Here is a 20,603-nt window from a genome sequence, read left to right on the forward strand (position 1 = left end):
CCGGTGAACAGGCCGTGGCGGGCCGCGACAAGACCATGACCGCCGACGAGGCCGTCGCCCGCCTCGCGAGCGGCATGACCATAGGCATCGGCGGCTGGGGCTCCCGGCGCAAGCCCATGGCCCTCGTCCGGGCCCTGCTGCGCTCGGACGTCCGCGACCTCACCGTGGTCTCCTACGGCGGCCCGGACGTCGGCCTGCTGGTGGCCGCCGGCCGGGTCCGCAAGCTGGTCGCGGCCTTCGCGACGCTCGACTCGATCCCGCTCGAACCGCACTTCCGGGCCGCCCGCCAGCGCGGGGAGGTCGAGCTGGTCGAACTCGACGAGGCGATGTTCATGTGGGGCCTGACGGCCGCCGCGCACCGGCTGCCGTTCCTGCCCGTCCGCGCGGGCCTCGGCTCGGACGTCATGACCGTCAACCCGTTCCTGCGCACCGTGACGTCCCCTTACGGGGACGGTGAGGAGCTCGTCGCCGTCCCGGCGCTCGCCCTGGACGCGGCCCTGGTGCACCTCAACCGGGCGGACGTGCGCGGCAACGCCCAGTACCTGGGCCCGGACCCGTACTTCGACGACCTTTTCTGCGAGGCGGCGCGCGAGGCGTACGTCTCCTGCGAACGTATCGTCGACAGCGCCGAGTTCATCAAGGAGGGCGGCCCGCAGACGCTCCTGGTGCAGCGGCACTGCGTCAACGGCGTCGTCGAGGCGCCGGGCGGGGCGCACTTCACCTCCTGCGTCCCGGACTACGACCGGGACGAGGCGTTCCAGGCGGCGTACGCGGCGGCCGCGGCGGACCCGGCGGCCTGGCGGGAGTTCACCTCCCGCTTCCTGTCGGGCGACGAGGACGCCTACCTCGCCGCGGTCGCCGGCTTCACCGGGGGCGCGGCGTGAGCGCCGGGCGGGCGGAGCGCGCCGAGGTGTGCGTCGTGGCGTGCGCGGAGGCGTGGCGCGGGGACGGGGAGGTGCTGGCCGCCCCCATGGGCGTGGTCCCGTCGATCGGGGCGCGGCTCGCCCGGCTCACCTTCGCCCCGGACCTGCTGCTCACGGACGGGGAGGCGCTGCTGGTCGCGGACGTGCCCGCGCTGGGCGCACGGGCCCGGACCGTAGAGGGGTGGCTGCCGTACCGCCGGCATCTGGCGCTGGTCGCGGGCGGGCGGCGGCACGTGATGATGGGGGCGGCCCAGCTCGACCGGCACGGCAACCAGAACATCTCCTGCATCGGCGACTGGCGGCGGCCCTCCCGGCAGCTCCTGGGCGTCCGCGGGGCCCCGGCCAACACCCTCAACAACCCGACCAGTTACTGGATCCCCCGGCACTCACCGCGCGTGCTCGTCGAGAAGGTCGACATGGTCAGCGGCGTGGGCTACGACCGGGCGGCGGCCGCGGGGCCGTCGGCGACGCGCTTCCACCGCATCCCGCGGGTGGTCACCGACCTGGCGGTGCTGGACTTCGAGACGCCGGACCGGACGATGCGGGTCCGCTCGCTGCACCCGGGCGTGACGGCCGCCGAGGTGCGGGCGGCCACGGGCTTCCCCCTGGAGCTCCCCGGCGACGTGCCCCGCACCCGCCTGCCCACGCCCGAGGAGCTGCGGCTGATCCGGGAGGTCATCGACCCGGACGGGCTGCGCGCGCGGGAGGTGCGGGGATGAGGACGGCCCTGACCGAGCTGGCGGGCGTGCGGCATCCGCTCGTGCAGACCGGCATGGGCTGGGTCGCGGGCCCGCGGCTGGTGGCGGCCGTGGCGAACGCGGGCGCGCTCGGCATCCTCGGCTCGGCGACCATGACGCCCGACGCGCTCAGGGCCGCGATCAGGAAGGTGCGGGCCCGTACGGCGGGGCAGCCCTTCGGGGTCAACCTGCGGGCGGACGCGGGCGACGCCCGGGAGCGCGTGGACATCCTGATCGAGGAGGGGGTGCGGGTCGCGTCGTTCGCGCTGGCCCCGTCCCGGGAGCTGATCGCCCGCCTCAAGGGCGCCGGGGTGCTCGTCGTCCCGTCCGTGGGCGCGCGGCGCCACGCCGAGAAGGTCGCGGCGTGGGGCGCGGACGCGGTCGTGGTGCAGGGCGGCGAGGGCGGCGGCCACACGGGCGAGGTCGCGACGACCGTCCTGCTGCCGCAGGTGGTGGACGCGGTGGGCATCCCGGTCGTCGCGGCGGGCGGCTTCCGCGACGGGCGCGGCCTGGTGGCGGCCCTGGCGCTGGGCGCGGCGGGGGTCGCCATGGGCACGCGGTTCCTGCTGACCGCCGACAGCACGGTGCCGGACGCGGTCAAGGCGGCGTACCTCGCGGCGACGGTGCGGGACGTCGTCGTCACGGCGAAGGTCGACGGCCTCCCCCACCGGATGCTGCGCACGCCCTTCGTCGCGGGCCTGGAGCGCTCGGGCCGGGTCGGCGGGCTCGTACGGGCCGTGCGGCACGCGGCGTCGTTCCGGGCGCTGTCGGGGGCGAGCTGGCCGGCGCTGCTGCGGGACGGCCGGGCGATGCGGCACGGCCGGGAGCTGACCTGGAGTCAGGTCCTGCTGGCCGCGAACACGCCGATGCTGCTGAGGGCCGCGATGGTGGAGGGGCGTACGGATCTGGGGGTGATGGCCGCGGGGCAGGTCGCCGGGGTCATCGACGACCTGCCGACGTGCGCCGAGCTGGTGGAGCGCGTGATGGCGGAGGCGGAGGAGGTGCTGGCGGCGCTCGGGGGTTGCGGCGCCGCCGGATAGGCCCGGGCGCGCCGGGCCTACGGTTCAGTGCGGCCGACCGTACGGCTCACAGCCGCTCGATGATGATCACGTTCGCCTGTCCGCCGCCTTCGCACATGGTCTGGAGGCCGTAGCGGCCGCCTGTGCGCTCCAGTTCGTGCAGGAGCGTCGTCAGCAGCTTGGCACCCGTCGCGCCCAGGGGGTGGCCCAGCGCGATGGCGCCGCCGTTGACGTTGACCTTGTCCGGGTCGGCGCCGGTCTCGCGGAGCCAGGCCAGGACGACGGAGGCGAACGCCTCGTTGATCTCGGTGAGGTCGATGTCCGCGATCGTCAGCCCGGCCCTCTTCAGGGCGTGGGCGGTGGCCGGGATGGGCGCGGTCAGCATGCGGATCGGGTCCTCGCCGCGCACGGACAGGTGGTGGATGCGGGCGCGCGGGGTCAGCCGGTGGCGGCGCACGGCGCGCTCGCTCGCGAGCAGCAGGGCGGCCGCGCCGTCGGAGATCTGCGAGGAGAGGGCGGCCGTCAGCCGGCCGCCTTCCACGACCGGCTTGAGCGCGGCCATCTTCTCCAGGGAGGTGTCCCTGCGGGGACCTTCGTCGGCTGTCAGCCCGCCGTACGGGGCGAGTTCGCGGTCGAAGCGGCCCTCGTCGGCGGCGCGCACGGCCCGCAGGTGCGAAAGCAGCGCGTACTCCTCCATGGCCGGGCGGCCGATGTCCCACTGCCGGGCGATGAGCTCGGCGCCGTGGAACTGGCTGACGGGCCGGTCGCCGTAGCGCGCCCGCCAGCCCTCGGAGCCGGTGAACGGGCCCTGGGTGAGGCCGAGCGGGACTGCCGCTTGGTGGACGGCGTAGGCGATGGGGATCTGCGACATGTTCTGGACGCCGCCCGCGACGACGAGGTCCTGGGTGCCGGAGAGGACGGCCTGGGCGGCGAAGTGGACGGCCTGCTGGCCGGAGCCGCACTGCCGGTCGACGGTGACGCCGGGGACCTCCTCGGGCAGCCCGGCGGCCAGCCAGCTCGTCCGGGCGATGTCACCGGCCTGGGGGCCGACCGCGTCCAGGCAGCCGAGGATCACGTCCTCGACGGCGGCCGGGTCCGCGCCCGTGCGCTCCATGAGGGCGCGCAGGACGTGCGCGCCGAGGTCGGCGGGGTGGGCGGCGGAGAGGCCGCCGCCGCGCCGGCCGACGGGGGTGCGGACCGCTCCGACGATGTATGCCTCGGCCATGGCTGATCGCTCCTCGGTGTCCCTGGGGTCATTCGCGTACGGCGATGCCCTCCAGCACCATCGACAAGTACTGACGGGCGATCTCCTCGGGGCTGTGCGCGCCGCCCGGCCGGTACCAGGACGCGGCGACCCACACGGTGTCGCGCACGAAGCGGTAGGCGAGCCGGACGTCGAGGTCGGCGCGGAAGACGCCGGCCGCCGCGCCGCGGCGCAGGGTGCCGAGCCAGGCCCGCTCGAACCGGCGCTGGGAGTCGGCGAGGTAGGCGAAGCGCGGCTGCCGGGCGAGGTGCCGGGACTCGCGCTGGTAGATGGCGACGGCGGGGCGGTGCCGGTCGATCTCCCGGAAGGACTCGGTGACCAGGGCCTCCAGGGTCTCCCGGGGGCCGAAGCCGGCGGCGAGGACGGCGTCGTAGCCGTCCCACAGCTCGTCGAGGAAGGCGGACAGGATCTCGTCCAGCATCGACTCCTTGGAGTCGAAGTGGTAGTAGAGGCTCCCGGCGAGGAGCCCGGCCTCGTCGGCGATGCGCCGCACGGTGGTGGCGTTGTAGCCGTGCGCGGCGAACACCTCGGCGGCGGTCGCGAGGAGTTCGCCGCGCCGCTCGGGCGCGGGCCGCTCGGCGGCGGTCTTCTTGCTGTTCGGCACGCTGCCATTGTCGGTCACGCGCGCTGGCTGCTGACGGAGACCGTCTCGCCGGTCATGTACGAGGAGTAGCCGCTGGCCAGGAAGACGATGACATTGGCGACCTCCCAGGGCTCGGCGGCCCGCCCGAACGCCTCGCGCCGCACCAGCTCCTCCAGCAGCTCCGGGGTGGTGACCTTGGACAAGTGGGGGTGGAGGGCGAGGCTCGGGGCGACGGCGTTGACGCGCACGCCGTAGGCCGCGGCCTCCACCGCCGCGCAGCGCGTGAGCGCCATGACGCCGGCCTTGGCCGCGGCGTAGTGGGCCTGCCCGTGCTGGGCGCGCCAGCCGGCGACGGAGGCGTTGTTGACGACGACGCCGCCGGAGCCGCGGGCGCGCATCCGGCGCAGGGCGGCGCGGGTGCAGCGGAAGGTGCCGCCGAGGGTGGTGCCGACGACGGCGTCCCACTGCTCGTCGGTCATGGCGGTGAGCTCCGCGGTGCCACCGAGGCCCGCGTTGTTGACGACGACGTCGAGGGCGCCGTGCCGCTCCTCGGCCAGCTCGAACAGGGCCGCGACCTGCTCCTCGTCGGTGACGTCGCACGGCAGGCCGGCGACCTGCCGGCCGCCGAACTCCTCACTCAGGGCGGCCACGGCGACGCGCAGCCTGCGGGCGTGCCGGTCGCCGAGCACGACGCGGGCGCCCTCCTCCAGGAACCGGCGGGCGGTCGCGGCGCCGATCCCGGCGCCGGCCGCGGCGGTGATGACGGCCGTGCGGCCGGACAGCAGGTCATGAGCGGGAGGGCGGGGCGGCGGGCCGGGCCGGACAGCGGTGGACTCCTCGACGCTGCTCATGACCGTACGTTAACCTACCAAACACTTGTTAGGGAAGGATGGTTGATGACCACTGACCCTGTGACACCTGCTGACTCTGCGCCGCCCCCTGCGACGCCTGCTGACCCTGTGCCGCCCGCCGAGCCCGTGGTGCGCTACGAGCGCACCGGTCCCGTCGCGACGGTCACCATGAACCGGCCCGAGTTCCGCAACGCCCAGAATTCCGCGATGACTTACGCCCTGGACCGGGCCTTCTACGAGGCGGCGGCCGACGACGCCGTCAAGGTGATCGTCCTGGCGGGCGCGGGCGCGCACTTCTCATCCGGCCACGACATCGGCACGCCCGGGCGCGACGCCCATCTGCCGTTCGACCGCCGGGCGGGCCTGTGGTGGGACCACTGCGGGAAGCCGGGCGCGGAGGGCCGGTTCGCCCGCGAGTCGGAGGTCTACCTGGGCATGTGCCGCCGCTGGCGCGAGCTGCCCAAGCCGGTGATCGCCGCGGTGCAGGGCGCGTGCGTGGCGGGCGGCCTGATGCTGGCCTGGGTCTGCGACCTGATCGTCGCGAGCGAGGACGCCTTCTTCGCCGACCCGGTGGTGCGGATGGGCATCCCCGGCGTGGAGTACTTCGCGCACCCGTGGGTGCTGCCGCCGCGCGTCGCGAAGGAACTCCTCTACACGGGCGACCGGATGAGCGCACGGCGCGCCCACGAGCTCGGCATGGTCAACCGCGTCGTGCCGCGCGAGCAGCTCGCCGGGCACGCCCGCGAACTGGCCGGGCGCGTCGCCGCGATGCCGCGCATGGGCCTCGCCCTCGCCAAGCGCGCCGTCAACCAGGCCGAGGACCTCCAGGGCCTGCACGGCGGCCTCGACGCGGCGTTCGCCCTGCACCACCTCGCGCACGCGCACAACGCCGAGACGGCCGCCGACCCCCTCGGCGGCATGGACATCCGCGCGATGAAGGCGGAGGCGGGGACGGAGGCGGGGGCCTGATGGACCTGGACTTCTCCCCCGAGGAGGAGGCGTTCCGCGCGCAGGCCCGCGCCTGGCTCGCCGCGCACGTGCCGCGCGCGCCGCTGCCCTCGCTGGAGACCCGGGAGGGCTTCGCCGAACACCGCGCATGGGAGCGGACGTTGCACGCGGGCGGCTGGTCGGTCGTCTCGTGGCCGCCCGCGTACGGGGGCCGTGGGCGTTCGTTCCTGGAGTGGCTCGTCTTCGAGGAGGAGTACTGGGCGGCCGGTGCGCCCGCGCGGGTCTCGCAGAACGGCATCGGCCTGCTCGCACCGACGCTGTTCGAGCACGGCACGGAGGAGCAGCGCGCCCGGGTCCTGCCCGCGATGGCGAGCGGGGAGACGGTGTGGGCGCAGGCGTGGTCCGAGCCCGGGGCCGGGTCGGACCTCGCGTCCCTGCGGTCGGTGGCCGTGCCGGCGCCCGGCGGGTGGCTGCTGAGCGGGCAGAAGGCGTGGTCCTCGCGGGCCGCGTTCGCCGACCGGGCCTTCGGGCTGTTCCGCAGCCGGCCGGTGGGCGACGGCCGGCCGCACGAGGGGCTGACGTACGCGATGTTCGGGCTGGACGCGCCGGGGGTGACGGTGCGTCCGGTGGCCAGGCTCGACGGCCGGCCGGCGTTCGCGGAGATCTTCCTGGACGAGGTGTTCGTGCCCGGGCGGGACGTCGTGGGCGCGCCGGGCGACGGCTGGCGCGTCGCCATGAGCACCGCCGGCAGCGAGCGCGGGCTCACGCTGCGCAGCCCCGGCCGCTACGTGGCCGCGGCGCGCCGGCTGGTCGCGCTGTGGCGGGCGGCGGGCGAGCCCGGGGACACGGCGCTGCGCGACCGGGTGGCGGACGCGGTGGTGCGGGCGCGGGCCTACCAGCTCTACGGGTACGGGTGCGCGAGCGCGGCGGGCGGCCCGCGGGGCGCGGAGCCGAGCCTGACGAAGCTGTTCTGGTCGGAACTCGACCTGGCCCTGCACGAGACGGCGCTCGACCTGCTCGGCGCGGGCGGCGAGCTGGCCGGGGCCGCGGCCGACGCCCCGGCGCACGGCGCGTGGGCGGAGGGCTGGGTCTTCGCCCTGGCGGGCCCGGTCTACGCGGGCACGAACGAGATCCAGCGGGACGTCGTGGCGGAACGGCTGCTGGGCCTGCCGAGGGGGCGGCGGGCGCCGGGCGGGGCGGCGGCCTCGCGGGAGCGGGCGGGCGACGGCCGGGAGCGGGAGCGGCCGGCGTGACCGCCCGGCCCGGGACCGGGCAGCGGCAGCCCGGCCGGACGAACGGCCCCCCTTCCCCGATCTCCTCACGGGAGCAGACCGCATGAAGTTCACCCTCGACACCGAGCAGCAGGACTTCGCCCGCGTTCTCGGCCGGATGCTGGGCGCGGCGGACACCCCGGCGGCCGTGCGGGCCTGGGCGCGGGGTGAGCACGGGCCCGGTCTCGCCGTGTGGGAGCGCCTGGCGCGGGCGGGGGTGTTCGGGCTGGCGGTGCCGGAGGCCTTCGGGGGCGCGGGTCCGCTGCCGGCCGAGGTCGCGGTGGCGTTCACCGAGCTGGGCCGGTACGCGGTGCCGGGCCCGGCCGTGGAAACGGTCGCCGTGGCGGCGCTGCTCGCCCGGCTGGCCGGGGCGGGGCGGACCGTGCTCGCGGAGGCGTGGCTGCCGCGGGTGTGCGAGGGCGGGGCCCTGGTGACGGCGGCGCTGCCGGGCGCGCCGGGCGGGAGTCCGTACGCGCTGGACGCGGACGTGTGCGACGCGGTGTTCGTCGTGCCGGCCGGGACGGACGATCTCTTCCTCGCCGCCGGGCACGGCCCCGTGCAGCCCTCGCTGGACCCGGCGCGGCGGCTCGCCGTGCCGCGCTGCGGGGCGGAGCCGGCGGCCTCCGGCCGGGCGGTGCGCGAGGCGGTGCGGCACGCCGCGGACTGGGCGGCGTTCGCGGCGGCCGCGCAGCTGCTCGGCGTGGGAGAGGCGCTGCTGGAACGGACGGTGGCGTACGTGCGGCAGCGCAGGCAGTTCGGGACTCCGGTCGGCGCGTTCCAGGCGGTCAAGCACCGGCTGGCGGACACGCGCGTCGGGCTGGAGTTCGCCGGGCCGCTCGTGCACGGGGCCGCCGTGGCCCTGTCGGCGGGGGTGCCGGGCGGCGCCGCGGCGGAGGTCGCCGCGGCGAAGGCGGCCGCGTCGGACGCGGCCTACGCCGCGGCGCGGGCGGCGCTGCAACTGCACGGCGCGATCGGCTACACCGCGGAGTACGACCTGTCGCTGTGGCTGGGCAAGGCGCGGGCGCTGCGGTCCGCGTGGGGGTCGCCGGCGGAGTGCCGGGCCCGCACCCTCGATATATTTCGCAAGTAAAACACTTGCTAACCTCTTGGGCATGGTGAGACGACCCGCCCTGCCCGGGGCCCTGCACGCCGCCTTCCGGCTCGGCCGCCCGGCGGACATCCGGCACAAGTCGGCCCTCAGCGCCGTCGTGGCCATGGCCGTGCCGGACGCCGCCCTGCTCGCGGCCGGCCGGCTGGACCTCGCGCTGTACACCTCCGCCGGGGCCCTGTGCGCGCTGTACGGCCACGACCGCCCGTACGCCGCCCGCGCCCGGGCCCTCGCCCTCGTGGTGCTCGGCATGACGGCGGGCGTCGGCGCGGCCCTGGGCGCCGCGGCCCTGACGCGCTCCCCCGCCGTGCTCGTGCTGGTCGCGGCGGCCCTCGCGGCCGTGCAGAAGACGGTGTGCGACGCCTTCCGCACGGGCCCGCCCGGCAACGTCGTGCTCACCTTCGTGTCGGCGTCGGCGTGCTTCGTGCCGCAGCGGGCCGCCGACCTGCCGCTCCACCTCGGGCTGACCCTGGCCTGCGGGACCTGGGCGTGGCTGGTCTGCATGGCGCCCGGCCTCGTCCGGCCGCACGGGCCCGACCGGATCGCCGCCGCCCGCGCCCTGGAGGCCGCGGCGCGCGCGGTCCGCGCGGACGCGGCGGCCGCTCCCCGCGCCCGGCACGCCGCCTGGCAGGCCCTGCTGCGGGCGCCGGCGCAGGTGCGCGCCCACGTGCACGGCGCGCTCGCCCGTACGGAGCCGGACACCGCACCGGACGCCGGGCGCTGGGAGGCCTGGGCGCGGGACCTGCGCAAGGGCCGCGCCCTGCCCGGGGACGCCCCCGCCGCGCCCGGCCCGGGCGCCCTGCCCCCGCCGCCTCCCCGGCTGCGCCCGCACCTCCCCGCCGCCGCCCGCGTGCTCACCGGCGCGGCCCTCGCCGGCTGGGCGTCGCTCGCCTGCGGCGTCGGGCACCCCTACTGGGCGGTGGTCACGGCCGCCTCGGTCATTCAGGCCAACTCCGCGCTGTCCTGGCACCGCGCGCTCCAGCGGGTGCTGGGCAACCTCCTCGGCGTCCTGCTCTTCGCCGCGCTCGTGCCGCTCGTCCGCACCGGGGCCGTGGCCATGGTGCTGGTCGCGCTCGCCCTCCAGGCGGGCGCCGAGGCGCTCATCTCCCGCAACTACTGGCTCGGCACGGTCTGCGTCACCCCGATGGCCCTGCTGCTGACCGAATTCGGCGGCAGCCACCCCGCCCGGGAGCTCGTCGGCGACCGCTGGACCGATACGCTCGTCGGCGCGGCGACGGGCCTGCTCGCCTGCGCGCTGGTCGGCAACCGGCGGGCGGCGGACCGGGTCGAAGCCGCCGTGGCCCGGGTGGACGGGGCGCGCGCCGCGGCCCTCGCCGTGCCGGCCGGAGCGGACCGTGCCCGCGAGGCCGCCCGCGACCGGCTCGCGGCCGCCCTCGTCGAACTGCGGGAGGCGGCCGACACCGCGGCCGGCGAGTGGCGGCGGACCCCGCCCGGGGAACGGGTGGCGCACGCCGAGCGCGACGGTCACCGGGCGCTGGCCTCGCTCGTACGGGGGCACGCCCCGGGCGGCGCGGCGGCGTTCTGAGCCTCCTTCCGGGCGGGCACCGGCGGGGCGGCAGAATCTACCCGGAGCACCGACTGGAAAGGATCACCACCGTGACCGAGGACATCGTCGCGCGCGTGCTGCGGCAGTGGCAGCAGGTCCACCCGGGACTCGACACCGCGCCGATGGCCGTGATCGGCAGGCTCAACCGCTGCGCGGCGCTGCTCCAGCAGGCCACGGACGCCCCGCTGGTACGGGAGGGGCTGACGCGTGCGGAGTTCGACATCCTCGGCACCCTGCGGCGCACGGGCCGGGAGCTGACGCCGGGCCAGATCGCGCGGGAGACCTTCGCGTCGGGGGCCGCGGTGACCAAGCGGCTACGCGTGCTCGAAGCGCGCGAGCTGGTCGCGCGCCGGGCGGACGAGCGGGACCGGCGCGTGGCGCACCTGTCCCTGACGGAGGAGGGCCGGGAGCTCATCGACCGCCTGATCCCCCATCAGTTGAGCTACGAGAACGCACTGCTGGAGGGGCTCGGCGGGGAGCGCCGGGACGAGCTGGCGGAGACGCTCGCCGAACTGCTCGTCCTCCTGGAAGGAAGGCTGGGCGGCCTCCAGCCCTGAGCCCTTCCGGCAGCCCCCGCACCTCCTCCGGCCCGTACCCCCCAGGGGTACGGGCCGGATTCGTTCCCGCGCCTTGCGCGAAATACACCCCAGGGGTATACATGAAGTCAAGAGATACCCCCTAGGGGTATGAGGGGAACGCGGCGAGGAGTGCGGATGAGCATCACGAGCAGTACCACCGGGACGGGCACGGCCGAGGTGGAACTCGCGATCGGCGGCATGACCTGCGCCTCCTGCGCCGCCCGCATCGAGAAGAAGCTCAACCGGATGGAGGGCGTCGAGGCCACGGTCAACTACGCCACCGAGAAGGCCAAGGTCGTCTACGGCGGGGACGTCGCCGTGGACGACCTGATCGCCACGGTGGTCGCCACGGGCTACACCGCCGAGCCGCCCGCGCCACCGGCGGCGGCCGCACCGGCCGAGCAGCCGGCGGCCCCGGAGGGCGGCGAGCTGCGGACGCTGCGGCAGCGCCTGGTCACCGCCGTGGCGCTGGCCGTCCCCGTCATCCTCCTGGCGATGGTGCCGGCGTTGCAGTTCACGTACTGGCAGTGGCTCTCGCTGACCCTGACGGCGCCGGTCGTCACGTACGCGGCCTGGCCCTTCCACCGCGCCGCCGTCACCAACGCCCGGCACGGCGCGGCCACGATGGACACCCTGATCTCGGTCGGCGTCTCGGCGGCCTTCCTGTGGTCGGTGTGGGCGCTGTTCCTCGGCGACGCCGGCATGCCCGGCATGACGCACGCCTTCGAGCTGACCGTCGCGCGCGGCGACGGCGCGGAGAACATCTATCTGGAGGCGGCCGCGGGCGTCACCGCGTTCATCCTGGCCGGCCGGTACTTCGAGGCGCGCTCCAAGCGCAAGGCGGGGGCTGCGCTGCGGGCGCTGATGGAGCTGGGCGCGAAGGAGGTCACGGTGCTGCGGGGCGGGCGCGAGGAGCGCATTCCCGTGTCCGGGCTGGCCGTCGGGGACCGCTTCGTCGTCCGGCCCGGCGAGAAGATCGCCACCGACGGCACGGTCGTCGAGGGCAGCTCCGCCGTGGACGCCTCGATGCTCACCGGCGAGTCGGTCCCGGTCGAGGTCGGCGCGGGCGACCAGGTCACCGGCGCGACCCTCAACGCGGGCGGCCGCCTCGTCGTGGAGGCCGGCCGGGTCGGCGCGGACACGCAGCTGGCCCGGATGGCGAAGCTCGTCGAGGACGCCCAGAACGGCAAGGCGGCGGCCCAGCGCCTCGCCGACCGCATCTCCGCCGTCTTCGTCCCGGTCGTCATCGCCCTCGCGCTCGGCACGCTCGCAGTCTGGCTCGCGACCGGCGCCGGGGCGACGGCCGCGTTCACCGCCGCCGTGGCGGTGCTGATCATCGCGTGCCCGTGCGCGCTGGGGCTCGCCACACCCACCGCCCTGATGGTCGGCACCGGGCGCGGCGCCCAGCTCGGCATCCTCATCAAGGGCCCCGAGGTCCTGGAGACCACCCGCAAGGCCGACACGATCGTCCTCGACAAGACGGGCACCGTCACGACCGGCCGGATGACCCTGCTCGCCGTCCGCACCGCCGGCGGTGTGAGCGAGGCCGAGGCCCTGCGGCTGGCCGGCGCGCTGGAGCACGCCTCCGAGCACCCCATCGCCCGGGCGATCGCCGCCGGTGCCGCCGAGCGGACCGGGCGGCTGCCCGTGCCGGAGGACTTCGCCAACCTGCCGGGGCTCGGCGTGCAGGGCGTGGTCGAGGGGCACGCGGTGCTCGTGGGCCGGGAGAAGCTGCTGCTGGAGTGGGCGATGACGCTGCCGGGCGAGCTGCGCGAGGCGCAGGTCGCCGCGGAGGCCGCGGGCCGCACCGCCGTCCTGGTCGCCTGGGACGGCGAGGCCCGCGCGGTGCTGGAGGTGGCCGACGCGGTCAAGGACACCAGCGCCGAGGCCGTCCGGCGGCTGCGCGCGCTCGGCCTCACGCCGATCCTGCTCACGGGCGACAACAAGGCCGTCGCCGAGGCCGTCGCCGCCGAGGTGGGCATCGACGAGGTGATCGCGGAGGTCATGCCGCAGGACAAGGTGGACGTCGTCAAGCGGCTCCAGGCCGAGGGCCGTTCGGTGGCCATGGTCGGCGACGGCGTCAACGACGCGGCCGCCCTCGCCCAGGCCGACCTGGGCCTGGCGATGGGCACCGGCACCGACGCCGCCATCGAGGCCGGCGACCTCACGCTCGTCCGCGGCGACCTGCGCACCGCCGCCGACGCGATCCGCCTCGCCCGCCGCACGCTCGGCACCATCAAGGCGAACCTCTTCTGGGCCTTCGCCTACAACGTGGCGGCCCTGCCGCTGGCGGCCCTGGGGCTGCTGAACCCGATGATCGCCGGGGCGGCGATGGCCTTCTCCTCGGTCTTCGTCGTGGGTAACAGCCTGCGGCTGCGCGGCTTCCGGTCCGCGGACTGAGGCCTCCTGCGCTGCCCGCCCGCCCGTGCGCGGCCGGCCGGACCCGACCCGGGGTCCGGCCGGCCGCGTCGCCGTCCCACCGGGCCGCTGACGAAGCCGGCCGTCCTCAGCGCGACACTGCCGGGGTCGGCAGCTTGGCCGCGGGGAAGGCGTTGTTGCTGTCGCAGACCAGATCGGAGATCACGACGCCGCCCCCGCTGAGCTCGACCTTGACGTCACGGATCTGCCGCCCGCGCGGCACCTCGTTCGCGGCAGCGGTACACACGAACTGGCTCCGTGCGACGGCCGAGAGCCGCGTGACGTTGAACGGCATCTGGATGCTCACGCGCAGGGTGCCGGTGGTGACGTGCACCTCGCCGTTCATCTTGGGCACGTCGGTGTACAGGCCCCGGATCCGCTGGTCCTCGTCCGGCCCTTGCAGCAGGAGCACGATGGCGTCCTCCGCGCCGAGCTTGGCCTTGGCCGGACGCGTCACCTGGGTCACTCCGGTGGGCGACATGAAGTAGAGCTTGGCCTCGGCGGCGTTGACCTCTCCCTGCCGCTTGGCGCCCGTCGCGGGCTGCCCCACGTCGATGACGCCGGTGGTCGTCACGCCGCAGCCCGCGAGGGCGGTCAGCAGCGCGGCCGCCAGGGCGGCGTGCCGCAGTCGCCGTGCCGTCATGCCGTCTCGCCCCCGCCCTGCCGCAGCGGCAGCTCCACCGTGAACACCGCGCCTCCTCCCGGCCGGTTGGCGGCCCGTACGGTTCCGTCGTGCAGGCGCACGTTCTCCAGGGTGATCGCGAGGCCGAGGCCGCTGCCCTCGGAGCGGGCGCGGGCGGAGTCGGCCTTGAAGAACCGCTCGAAGACGTGCGGCAGCACGTCGGGGTCGATGCCCTCGCCGCGGTCGGCGATCTCGATCAGCAGCCGCCGGCCCTCCTCTCCGTGCGCCACCCGCACCGCGACGTCCACCGGCGCGCCGCCGTGCTTGAGGGCGTTGCCCACGAGGTTGGCGACGACGACGTCGATGCGGCGCGGGTCCAGCCGGGCGCGGACGCCCTCGGGCAGGTCGGCGGCGACCTTGTCCTGCCAGCCGCGGGCCTGGACGGTCTTGCGGACCGTCTCGGAGACGTCGACCTCGTCCAGGTGGAGGGCGGCGGCGCCCGCGTCGAAGCGGGAGATCTCCATCAGGTCCTCGACCATCCGCGCGAGCTTCCCGGTCTCCTCGCTGATGAGGCGGACCGCGTAGGCCGTGTCGGGGTCGAGGGTCTCGGCGTCCTCGTCGAGGACGTCGACGACGGCGGTCATGGCGGCCAGCGGGGTGCGCAGCTCGTGCGAGACGTCGGCGGCGAAGCGCCGCGAGTTCGCCTCCATGCGGCGCAGTTCGGCGACGTTCTCCTCCAGGGCCTCGGCCATGTCGTTGAAGGTGCGGGAGAGGTCGGCGAGTTCGTCGCGGCCGGTGACCTTGAGCCGGGTGTCGAGCTCGCCGGCGGCGATCTTGCGGGAGGCGCGGCGCAGTTCGCGCACGGGCCGCAGCACGCCGCTCGCGGCGATGAGGGCGGGCACGGCGGCCAGGGCGACGGCGGGCAGGGCGCCTCGCTGGGCGGCCTTGACCAGGGCCTGGACGTTCGCCTCGTCCTCGCGGAGCGGCATCTGCGCGTACACCTCCAGGCCGGAGGCCTCGCTGGTGCCGCGGTAGGTGACGGGCAGTCCGATGGCGAGCCACGGCTCACCGCCGCTGTCGAGGCGCTGGAAGGCGGGGATGCCCGCGCGGACCTTCGCCTGGACGCCCTGCGGGATCCGGCCGGGGCCGCCGCCGGGCACGAGCCCGCTGCCGTGGTAGCGCAGGTGGACGGTCCAGCGCTGGGCGCCGCCCGCCGCGTTCAGCCGGTGCTGGAGGTCCTGGAGGGCCTGCTGGGACAGCGGGAAGGTGTAGTCGGGAACCTGTGAGTTGACCTGGGAGCGCAGCGCCTCGATGGCGGTGTCCTGGGTGCGCTTGAGGATGGCCGTCCGGGCCTCGCGGAAGGTCAGGGCCGCCGTGGTGAGCGCGCTGAGCGCGGCGACCAGGAGGAACGCGAGCACGAGGCGGGCGCGGAGGCCGGCGGCGACGTCGCGCAGGGACGGGCGGCGGAAGGCGGGGCGGCTCAGGAAGGCGGGCCGCGGCAGGGCGGGCCGTCTCACAGGGGCCCGAAGCGGTAGCCGAAGCCGCGGACGGTCTGGATGTACTTCGGCGAGCGGGTCGACTCCTCGACCTTGGTGCGCAGCCGCATCACGCACGCGTCCACGAGGCGGGCGTCCCCGTGGTAGCTGTGCTCCCACACGTGCTCCAGGAGCTGCTGGCGGCTGAAAACGCGGCCCGGGGTGGCGGACAGGTACAGCAGCAGCTTCATCTCGGAGGGGGCGAGCGGCAGGTCCTGGCCGTGCTTGGCGACGAGGAGGCCCTTGCGGTCGATGGTCAGGTCGCCGTGGGTCTCCACGGGCTGGAGGGAGGCCGGGTCCGGTCCGCCGTCGCCGGGGGCGGCCCGGCGCAGCACGGCGCGGATGCGGGCCTCCAGGACCTCGCCGCGGGCGGGCTTGACGATGTAGTCGTCGGCGCCGGCCTCCAGGCCGAGGACGACGTCTATGTCGTCGCCGCGCGCGGTCAGCATGATGATCGGGATCTGCTGGGTGGCCCGGATGCGGCGGCACACCTCGAAGCCGCTCTTGTCGGGCAGCATGAGGTCGAGCAGGACGAGGTCGGGCCGGAAGGTCTCCATGGCGGCGAGCCCGGCCTCGCCGGTGGCCGCGCCCTCCACCTCGTGGCCGCGGCGGCGCAGGGTGAGGGAGACGCCTTCCCGTACCGCGCGGTCGTCCTCGATCAGCAGCACCCGTGACATGCGGACAGTATCGTTCCCTTCAGTACGTGCGTGCGCCGCACGGCCCTCCGAACGGCAGAACTGTCACAGACTGCTCATATTCATGCGTCATATGCCGATGTGCCGTCGCAGCAGGGCCCGGAAGTCCCGGTCGAACGCCTCGTAGCGGCGCCGCAACCCCTCCCCCGGCCAGTCCGCCGGCAGCAGGGCCGCCGGCAGGACCGGGTCCGCCAGGAGGTGGCGGAGGACGGCGGCCGAGACCGTGAAGCGCCCGGCCAGGTCCGCCGTGCGGTCCTCGCGCAGGGCGGACTCCAGGGCCCGGGCGCGGGCCGCCCAGCCGTCCAGGTCCCACAGGGCCGCGGCGAGGGCCGCCGGGTCGCCCTCCGGGGCGCCGGTGAACAGCGCGCACTGGGCCGTGACGACCGGCGGCCGGTCCCGCGGCTCCCGCAGAAGGTTGGCGGGGCGCATCCAGCAGCCCTCGCGGAGCTCGCCGAGGCGGAGCGCGGCCATGGCCTGCCGGAAGGCGGCGCGGTCGGGCGCGGAACGGCGGTCGGCGGTGACGACGGCGATCTCCCAGTCGCCGTCCCAGCTCCGGGTGCGCGGCGCCCGGCTGTCGTCCTGGCGGGCCTGGCGGGCGACGAGCCGGCCGGAGAGCCGGTACGTGCCGTCGCGCTGCTCCAGGTCCCCCGCCGCGACCATCCGGGTCAGCGCCGTCCGCACCGTGCCCTCCGCGGTCCCGAACAGCTCCCCCACGCGGACGAGGGCGCGGGCGGGCAGGGCGGGCGGGTGGTGCCCCAGGAGCGTGGAGAGCACGACCGAGCGCGCGGTCAGGGGGCGCAGCGAAAGGGATTCGTCCATGGCCGGCCCCAACCTACCCACCGCCCGCTCCGGGCCTTCCCTCAAGGTCCTTCGCTCGCGGCCTATCCATTACGGTCTCGGATCACGCATCATAAAAGTGTAATGCCGCCCCCGCAGGAGGTCGCCGTGAGCGCCACGCACGAAGTCTTCAACCAGGCCCCGCCCCTGACCGGCTTCACCACTGCCGACGACCCCGCCCTGCTGGAGGCGCTGCGCCGCGACGGCGGGGCGTGGGGCGAGGCCGAGGTCCGCGAGCTGGGCGCACGAGCCGGCTCGGAGGAGGTGCAGGACTGGGCGCGCATGGCCGAGGCGCACCCGCCGGTGCTGCGCACGCACGACCGGTACGGCCACCGCGTCGACGAGGTCGAGTTCCACCCGGCCTGGCATCAGCTGATGGCCGCCGCCGTGGAGAGCGGCCAGCACGCCGCGCCCTGGGCCGAGCCCCGCTCCGGCGCGCACCTGGTGCGGGCCGCGAAGTTCTACGCGTGGGCCCAGGCCGAGCCCGGCCACGGCTGCCCCGTCTCGATGACCTACGCCGCCGTCCCCGCGCTCCGTGCCGAGCCCGCGCTGGCCGCCGCCTACGAGCCGCTGCTGGCCTCCCGCACGTACGACTACGGGCTGCGGCCCCCGCTCGGCAAGCAGGGCCTGATCGCGGGCATGTCGATGACGGAGAAGCAGGGCGGCTCGGACGTCCGCGCCAACACCACCGCGGCCGTGCCCGCGGGCGACGGCTCGTACGTCGTCACCGGCCACAAGTGGTTCACGTCCGCGCCGATGAGCGACGTCTTCCTCGTCCTCGCGCAGGCCGAGGAGGGGCTGACCTGCTTCCTCATGCCGCGCGTCCTGCCCGACGGCACCCGCAACGCCATGCGCTTGCAGCGGCTCAAGGACAAGCTCGGCAACCGCTCCAACGCCTCGGCCGAGATCGAGTACGAGCGGGCCGTGGCCTGGCCGGTCGGCGAGCCGGGCCGCGGGGTGCGCACGATCGTCGAGATGGTGAACATGACCCGGCTCGACTGCGTCATCGGCTCCGCGGCCGGCATGCGCGCGGGCCTGCGGCAGGCCCTGCATCACGCGGCGCACCGCAAGGCGTTCGGGGCGGAGCTGATCGACCAGCCGCTGATGCGCAACGTCCTGGCCGACCTGGCGGTGGAGTCGGAGGCCGCGACGGTGCTCGCGATGCGGCTAGCGGCGGCGCTCGACCGGTCCTCCGCGGGCGACGCCGCCGAGGCCGCGCTGCGCCGGCTCGCGCTCGCCGCCGGCAAGTACTGGGTCTGCAAGCGCGGCAGCACGCACGCGGCCGAGGCGCTGGAGTGCCTGGGCGGCAACGGCTACGTCGAGGAGTCCGGCATGCCGCGGCTCTACCGCGAGGCCCCGCTGCTGTCCATCTGGGAGGGCTCGGGCAACGTCGCCGCCCTCGACGTGCTGCGCGCGCTCGGCAGGGAACCGGCCGCCCTGGACGCCTACTTCGCCGAGGTCGGCGCGGCGGCGGGCGCGGACGCCCGGCTCGACGCCGCGGCCGCGCGCGTGCGGGACCTGCTCGGGTCGCTCGGCGACCCGAACCGCGCCCAGCTCCTGGCCAGGCGCGTGGCCGAACAGCTCACTCTCGTCCTCCAGGGCAGCCTGCTCGTCCGGTACAGCACCCCGGCCGTCGCCGACGCCTTCTGCGCCTCCCGCCTCGGCGGAGAGTGGGGCAACGCGTTCGGCACGCTGCCGCCGGGGGCGGACCTGGGGCAGATCCTCGACCGCGCCGCGCCGAAGGCCGGGCAGTGACGGCGGACGGCGACGGGGGCGCGGGGCCGGACGGCCCTACGCAGCAAGGCAGTCGCTCCGCCGGCGGGCCCGCCCCCGCGGTCCGCACCGAACGCCGCGGCCCCGTCACCACCGTCGTCCTGTCCCGGCCGGACGCCCGCAACGCCGTGGACGGGCCGACCGCGCTCCTGCTCGCCGACGCCTTCCGCTCCTTCGAGGCCGACGACGACGCTCTCGTCGCGGTGCTGTGGGGCGAGGGCGGCACGTTCTGCGCCGGGGCCGACCTGAAGGCGTTCGGCGGCGAGCGCGGCAACCGCGCGGAGCCCGGCGGCGACGGCCCGATGGGGCCCACGCGGATGCGGCTGTCGAAGCCCGTCATCGCGGCGGTCAGCGGTTACGCCGTCGCGGGCGGCCTGGAGCTCGCGCTCTGGTGCGACCTGCGGGTGGCCGAGGAGGACGCCGTCTTCGGCGTCTTCTGCCGCCGCTGGGGCGTGCCGCTGATCGACGGCGGCACGGTCCGCCTGCCCCGCCTGGTCGGGACGGGCCGCGCCCTGGACATGGTCCTGACGGGCCGTCCGGTCCCCGCGCCCGAGGCGCACGCGATGGGGCTCGCCGACCGCGTCGTCCCCACGGGCACGGCCCGCGCCGCCGCGGAGCGGCTGGCGGCGGAGATCGCCGGCTTCCCCCAGGACTGCCTGCGCGGCGACCGGGCGTCCGTCCTCGGCCAGGAGGGCCTCACCGAGGAGGCGGCGATGGCGGCCGAATTCACCTACGGAAAAGCGTCATTGACCGGTGCCGCCGAGGGCGCGGCGCGCTTCTCCGCCGGGGCGGGCCGGCACGGGGACTTCACGCGGACGCCTCCTTCGCCCTCGTCGCCGGGTGAATCCCGCACATAAACCACACAGTTCTTCATCCCTTCGGTGGGATTGCCCCCGTCAGGGGGCAGTTGAGGGCTGGACAACCGGCAGGATCGCCCCGTGAGCGGATGGGTGCGCGCGGGGCGTGCGGGGATCGTGGCCTTCGCGGCCGTACTGGCGACGACGGGACCGGCGGCGGGCGCGGGGCCCGCCCCGGGAGAGGACCCTGGTCCCGGCCCGGTCCCGGACCGGAGCGTCCGGGCGGGCGGACTGCACGGTGCCCGTGAGCAGGAGCGCCGGGCAGCTGGGCAGCACCCGACCGGTGAGCTCCGCCCGACTGACAGGCATCGCCCCGGAAAACCGCCGCACCCGGCCGCCGGAGAGCGCCCGCCCGGCGGTCCGTCGCCCGTGCCCCGTCGTCACCTCCCCGGCTCCTCCCTCGTCGAGTTCGGCCCCGGCCGGCTCCGCGTGGTGGCCGGTGATCCCGGTGGGCCCGGAGACGACACCGCCGCCGCGGTGATCGTGAACAGGCCCGGCTGTCTCGCCCTCGCCGCCGGTGACGGGGCGGACTCCGCGACGCTCGTCATCGGCTGTCACCAGGCCCCGCCCCTGGCCGCGCCGCTTCCCCCGCAACCACCCGCGCCCCGCCCCGTACCACCACCGCGGCCCCGCCCCGCACTCCCGCCACCCGCGCCCCAGGTGCACCGCGCGCCCGCGCCGCCCCCGCCGGCCCCCGCCGCGCAGCCGGTCGTGGCGGCGCCGCTCAGCGAGCCGCCCCCGGCGCCCGAGCCCGCACCCCCCACGCCCCCGCACGTCATTCCGCGCGCCTACCACGCGGCCGCCGCGCACCCGCCCGAGGGCGGCGCGTCCCTGGTCACCCTCACCCTGCTGCTGACCACACCGGCCGTGCTCGCCGCGGCGATCCTGCGGCCCCGGGGCGGCGGCAGCGGCGGCCGCCGCTCCTGACACCCGTACACCCGGTCCGTACGCACAGCGCATAGCGCACCCGCGCACCCGCACCCCTGCCCGTACCCGATCTCTCGTCTTCCGGAGGTT

19 protein-coding genes are annotated in these 20,603 nt (G+C 76.0%); 12 read left to right on the forward strand and 7 right to left on the reverse strand.

Features of this window, described 5'->3' with window-relative positions; genetic code table 11:
- The first annotated feature begins 35 nt into the window (after positions 1–35).
- From D7231_RS26480 to D7231_RS26490, 3 genes are read left to right on the forward strand one after another with little or no spacing between them, the layout of a single operon-like run.
- Complete coding sequence (locus D7231_RS26480; protein WP_120758134.1) at positions 36–884, forward strand: CoA transferase subunit A; 849 nt, start codon at positions 36–38, stop codon at positions 882–884.
- Entirely contained in the window at positions 881–1,642 is a 762-nt protein-coding gene (locus D7231_RS26485) for a CoA-transferase subunit beta (RefSeq protein ID WP_120758061.1), read from the forward strand. Before D7231_RS26480 ends, D7231_RS26485 begins: the two co-directional genes overlap by 4 nt.
- A complete protein-coding gene (locus D7231_RS26490) occupies positions 1,639–2,700 on the forward strand; it encodes an NAD(P)H-dependent flavin oxidoreductase (protein ID WP_120758062.1) in 1,062 nt (353 codons plus the stop codon). The genes D7231_RS26485 and D7231_RS26490 overlap by 4 nt, the downstream gene beginning before the upstream one ends.
- A 46-nt stretch (positions 2,701–2,746) precedes the next feature.
- Here D7231_RS26490 and D7231_RS26495 read toward each other — a convergent pair whose 3' ends face one another.
- Genes D7231_RS26495 through D7231_RS26505 form a run of 3 tightly spaced genes read right to left on the reverse strand, consistent with a single transcriptional unit; the run spans position 2,747 to position 5,377 of the window.
- Positions 2,747–3,904 carry an acetyl-CoA C-acetyltransferase gene (locus tag D7231_RS26495; RefSeq protein WP_120758063.1) on the reverse strand — a complete coding sequence of 386 codons (1,158 nt, stop codon included), beginning with the start codon at positions 3,902–3,904 and terminating at the stop codon, positions 2,747–2,749.
- Positions 3,905–3,932: 28 nt separating this feature from the next.
- Positions 3,933–4,547, reverse strand: coding sequence for a TetR/AcrR family transcriptional regulator (locus tag D7231_RS26500; RefSeq protein ID WP_120758135.1), 615 nt, complete (start codon positions 4,545–4,547; stop codon positions 3,933–3,935).
- A 14-nt stretch (positions 4,548–4,561) separates the two neighbouring features.
- Positions 4,562–5,377 carry an SDR family oxidoreductase gene (locus D7231_RS26505; protein WP_120758064.1) on the reverse strand — a complete coding sequence of 272 codons (816 nt, stop codon included), beginning with the start codon at positions 5,375–5,377 and terminating at the stop codon, positions 4,562–4,564.
- 45 nt (positions 5,378–5,422) lie between these two features.
- On the opposite strand from D7231_RS26505, the gene D7231_RS26510 reads away from it, so the two are divergent.
- From D7231_RS26510 to D7231_RS26535, 6 genes are all read left to right on the forward strand, one after another.
- A complete protein-coding gene (locus tag D7231_RS26510; protein WP_120758065.1) occupies positions 5,423–6,346 on the forward strand; it encodes an enoyl-CoA hydratase in 924 nt (307 codons plus the stop codon).
- Positions 6,346–7,578, forward strand: coding sequence for an acyl-CoA dehydrogenase family protein (locus tag D7231_RS26515; RefSeq protein WP_120758066.1), 1,233 nt, complete (start codon positions 6,346–6,348; stop codon positions 7,576–7,578). The genes D7231_RS26510 and D7231_RS26515 overlap by 1 nt, the downstream gene beginning before the upstream one ends.
- 82 nt (positions 7,579–7,660) lie before the next feature.
- Positions 7,661–8,686: an acyl-CoA dehydrogenase family protein gene (locus D7231_RS26520; RefSeq protein ID WP_120758067.1), complete on the forward strand. Its 1,026-nt coding sequence runs from the start codon at positions 7,661–7,663 to the stop codon at positions 8,684–8,686.
- 22 nt (positions 8,687–8,708) lie between these two features.
- On the forward strand, positions 8,709–10,250 hold the full coding sequence (locus D7231_RS26525; protein ID WP_120758068.1) for an FUSC family protein: 1,542 nt from the start codon (positions 8,709–8,711) through the stop codon (positions 10,248–10,250).
- Positions 10,251–10,321: 71 nt separating this feature from the next.
- Complete coding sequence (locus D7231_RS26530; protein ID WP_120758069.1) at positions 10,322–10,828, forward strand: MarR family winged helix-turn-helix transcriptional regulator; 507 nt, start codon at positions 10,322–10,324, stop codon at positions 10,826–10,828.
- Positions 10,829–10,984: 156 nt separating this feature from the next.
- A complete protein-coding gene (locus D7231_RS26535) occupies positions 10,985–13,249 on the forward strand; it encodes a heavy metal translocating P-type ATPase (RefSeq protein WP_199739464.1) in 2,265 nt (754 codons plus the stop codon).
- 106 nt (positions 13,250–13,355) lie between these two features.
- Here D7231_RS26535 and D7231_RS26540 read toward each other — a convergent pair whose 3' ends face one another.
- The 4 genes from D7231_RS26540 to D7231_RS26555 form a co-directional block, all read right to left on the reverse strand.
- The gene (locus D7231_RS26540) at positions 13,356–13,910 is read right to left on the reverse strand and encodes a hypothetical protein (protein WP_120758070.1); all 555 of its coding nucleotides are present in this window, start codon (positions 13,908–13,910) and stop codon (positions 13,356–13,358) included.
- Positions 13,907–15,373, reverse strand: coding sequence for a sensor histidine kinase (locus D7231_RS26545; RefSeq protein ID WP_194959563.1), 1,467 nt, complete (start codon positions 15,371–15,373; stop codon positions 13,907–13,909). Before D7231_RS26545 ends, D7231_RS26540 begins: the two co-directional genes overlap by 4 nt.
- Before the next feature lie 29 nt (positions 15,374–15,402).
- Complete coding sequence (locus D7231_RS26550; RefSeq protein WP_120758072.1) at positions 15,403–16,101, reverse strand: response regulator transcription factor; 699 nt, start codon at positions 16,099–16,101, stop codon at positions 15,403–15,405.
- Between the two features lie 87 nt (positions 16,102–16,188).
- Positions 16,189–16,938 carry a PaaX family transcriptional regulator C-terminal domain-containing protein gene (locus D7231_RS26555; protein ID WP_120758073.1) on the reverse strand — a complete coding sequence of 250 codons (750 nt, stop codon included), beginning with the start codon at positions 16,936–16,938 and terminating at the stop codon, positions 16,189–16,191.
- Between the two features lie 126 nt (positions 16,939–17,064).
- Between D7231_RS26555 and D7231_RS26560 the strand changes: the two genes are divergently transcribed.
- The 3 genes from D7231_RS26560 (at position 17,065) to D7231_RS26570 (ending at position 20,513) form a co-directional block, all read left to right on the forward strand.
- Positions 17,065–18,711, forward strand: coding sequence for an acyl-CoA dehydrogenase family protein (locus tag D7231_RS26560; RefSeq protein WP_120758074.1), 1,647 nt, complete (start codon positions 17,065–17,067; stop codon positions 18,709–18,711).
- On the forward strand, positions 18,708–19,586 hold the full coding sequence (locus D7231_RS26565) for a crotonase/enoyl-CoA hydratase family protein (RefSeq protein WP_120758075.1): 879 nt from the start codon (positions 18,708–18,710) through the stop codon (positions 19,584–19,586). The genes D7231_RS26560 and D7231_RS26565 overlap by 4 nt, the downstream gene beginning before the upstream one ends.
- Before the next feature lie 369 nt (positions 19,587–19,955).
- Positions 19,956–20,513: a hypothetical protein gene (locus D7231_RS26570; RefSeq protein WP_120758076.1), complete on the forward strand. Its 558-nt coding sequence runs from the start codon at positions 19,956–19,958 to the stop codon at positions 20,511–20,513.
- Positions 20,514–20,603: the final 90 nt, after the last annotated feature.

The organism is Streptomyces klenkii (genome assembly GCF_003626645.1).
Lineage (GTDB): Bacteria > Actinomycetota > Actinomycetes > Streptomycetales > Streptomycetaceae > Streptomyces > Streptomyces klenkii.

What these genes read in the sequence shown, in the direction of transcription:
- D7231_RS26555 (WP_120758073.1), bottom strand. Translation starts at nt 16,938, where the DNA reads ATGGACGAATCCCTTTCGCTGCGCCCCCTGACCGCGCGCTCGGTCGTG.
- D7231_RS26490 (WP_120758062.1), top strand. Translation starts at nt 1,639, where the DNA reads ATGAGGACGGCCCTGACCGAGCTGGCGGGCGTGCGGCATCCGCTCGTG.
- D7231_RS26550 (WP_120758072.1), bottom strand. Translation starts at nt 16,101, where the DNA reads ATGTCACGGGTGCTGCTGATCGAGGACGACCGCGCGGTACGGGAAGGC.
- D7231_RS26510 (WP_120758065.1), top strand. Translation starts at nt 5,423, where the DNA reads ATGACCACTGACCCTGTGACACCTGCTGACTCTGCGCCGCCCCCTGCG.
- D7231_RS26535 (WP_199739464.1), top strand. Translation starts at nt 10,985, where the DNA reads ATGAGCATCACGAGCAGTACCACCGGGACGGGCACGGCCGAGGTGGAA.
- D7231_RS26495 (WP_120758063.1), bottom strand. Translation starts at nt 3,904, where the DNA reads ATGGCCGAGGCATACATCGTCGGAGCGGTCCGCACCCCCGTCGGCCGG.
- D7231_RS26525 (WP_120758068.1), top strand. Translation starts at nt 8,709, where the DNA reads ATGGTGAGACGACCCGCCCTGCCCGGGGCCCTGCACGCCGCCTTCCGG.
- D7231_RS26505 (WP_120758064.1), bottom strand. Translation starts at nt 5,377, where the DNA reads ATGAGCAGCGTCGAGGAGTCCACCGCTGTCCGGCCCGGCCCGCCGCCC.
- D7231_RS26540 (WP_120758070.1), bottom strand. Translation starts at nt 13,910, where the DNA reads ATGACGGCACGGCGACTGCGGCACGCCGCCCTGGCGGCCGCGCTGCTG.
- D7231_RS26515 (WP_120758066.1), top strand. Translation starts at nt 6,346, where the DNA reads ATGGACCTGGACTTCTCCCCCGAGGAGGAGGCGTTCCGCGCGCAGGCC.
- D7231_RS26520 (WP_120758067.1), top strand. Translation starts at nt 7,661, where the DNA reads ATGAAGTTCACCCTCGACACCGAGCAGCAGGACTTCGCCCGCGTTCTC.
- D7231_RS26480 (WP_120758134.1), top strand. Translation starts at nt 36, where the DNA reads ATGACCGCCGACGAGGCCGTCGCCCGCCTCGCGAGCGGCATGACCATA.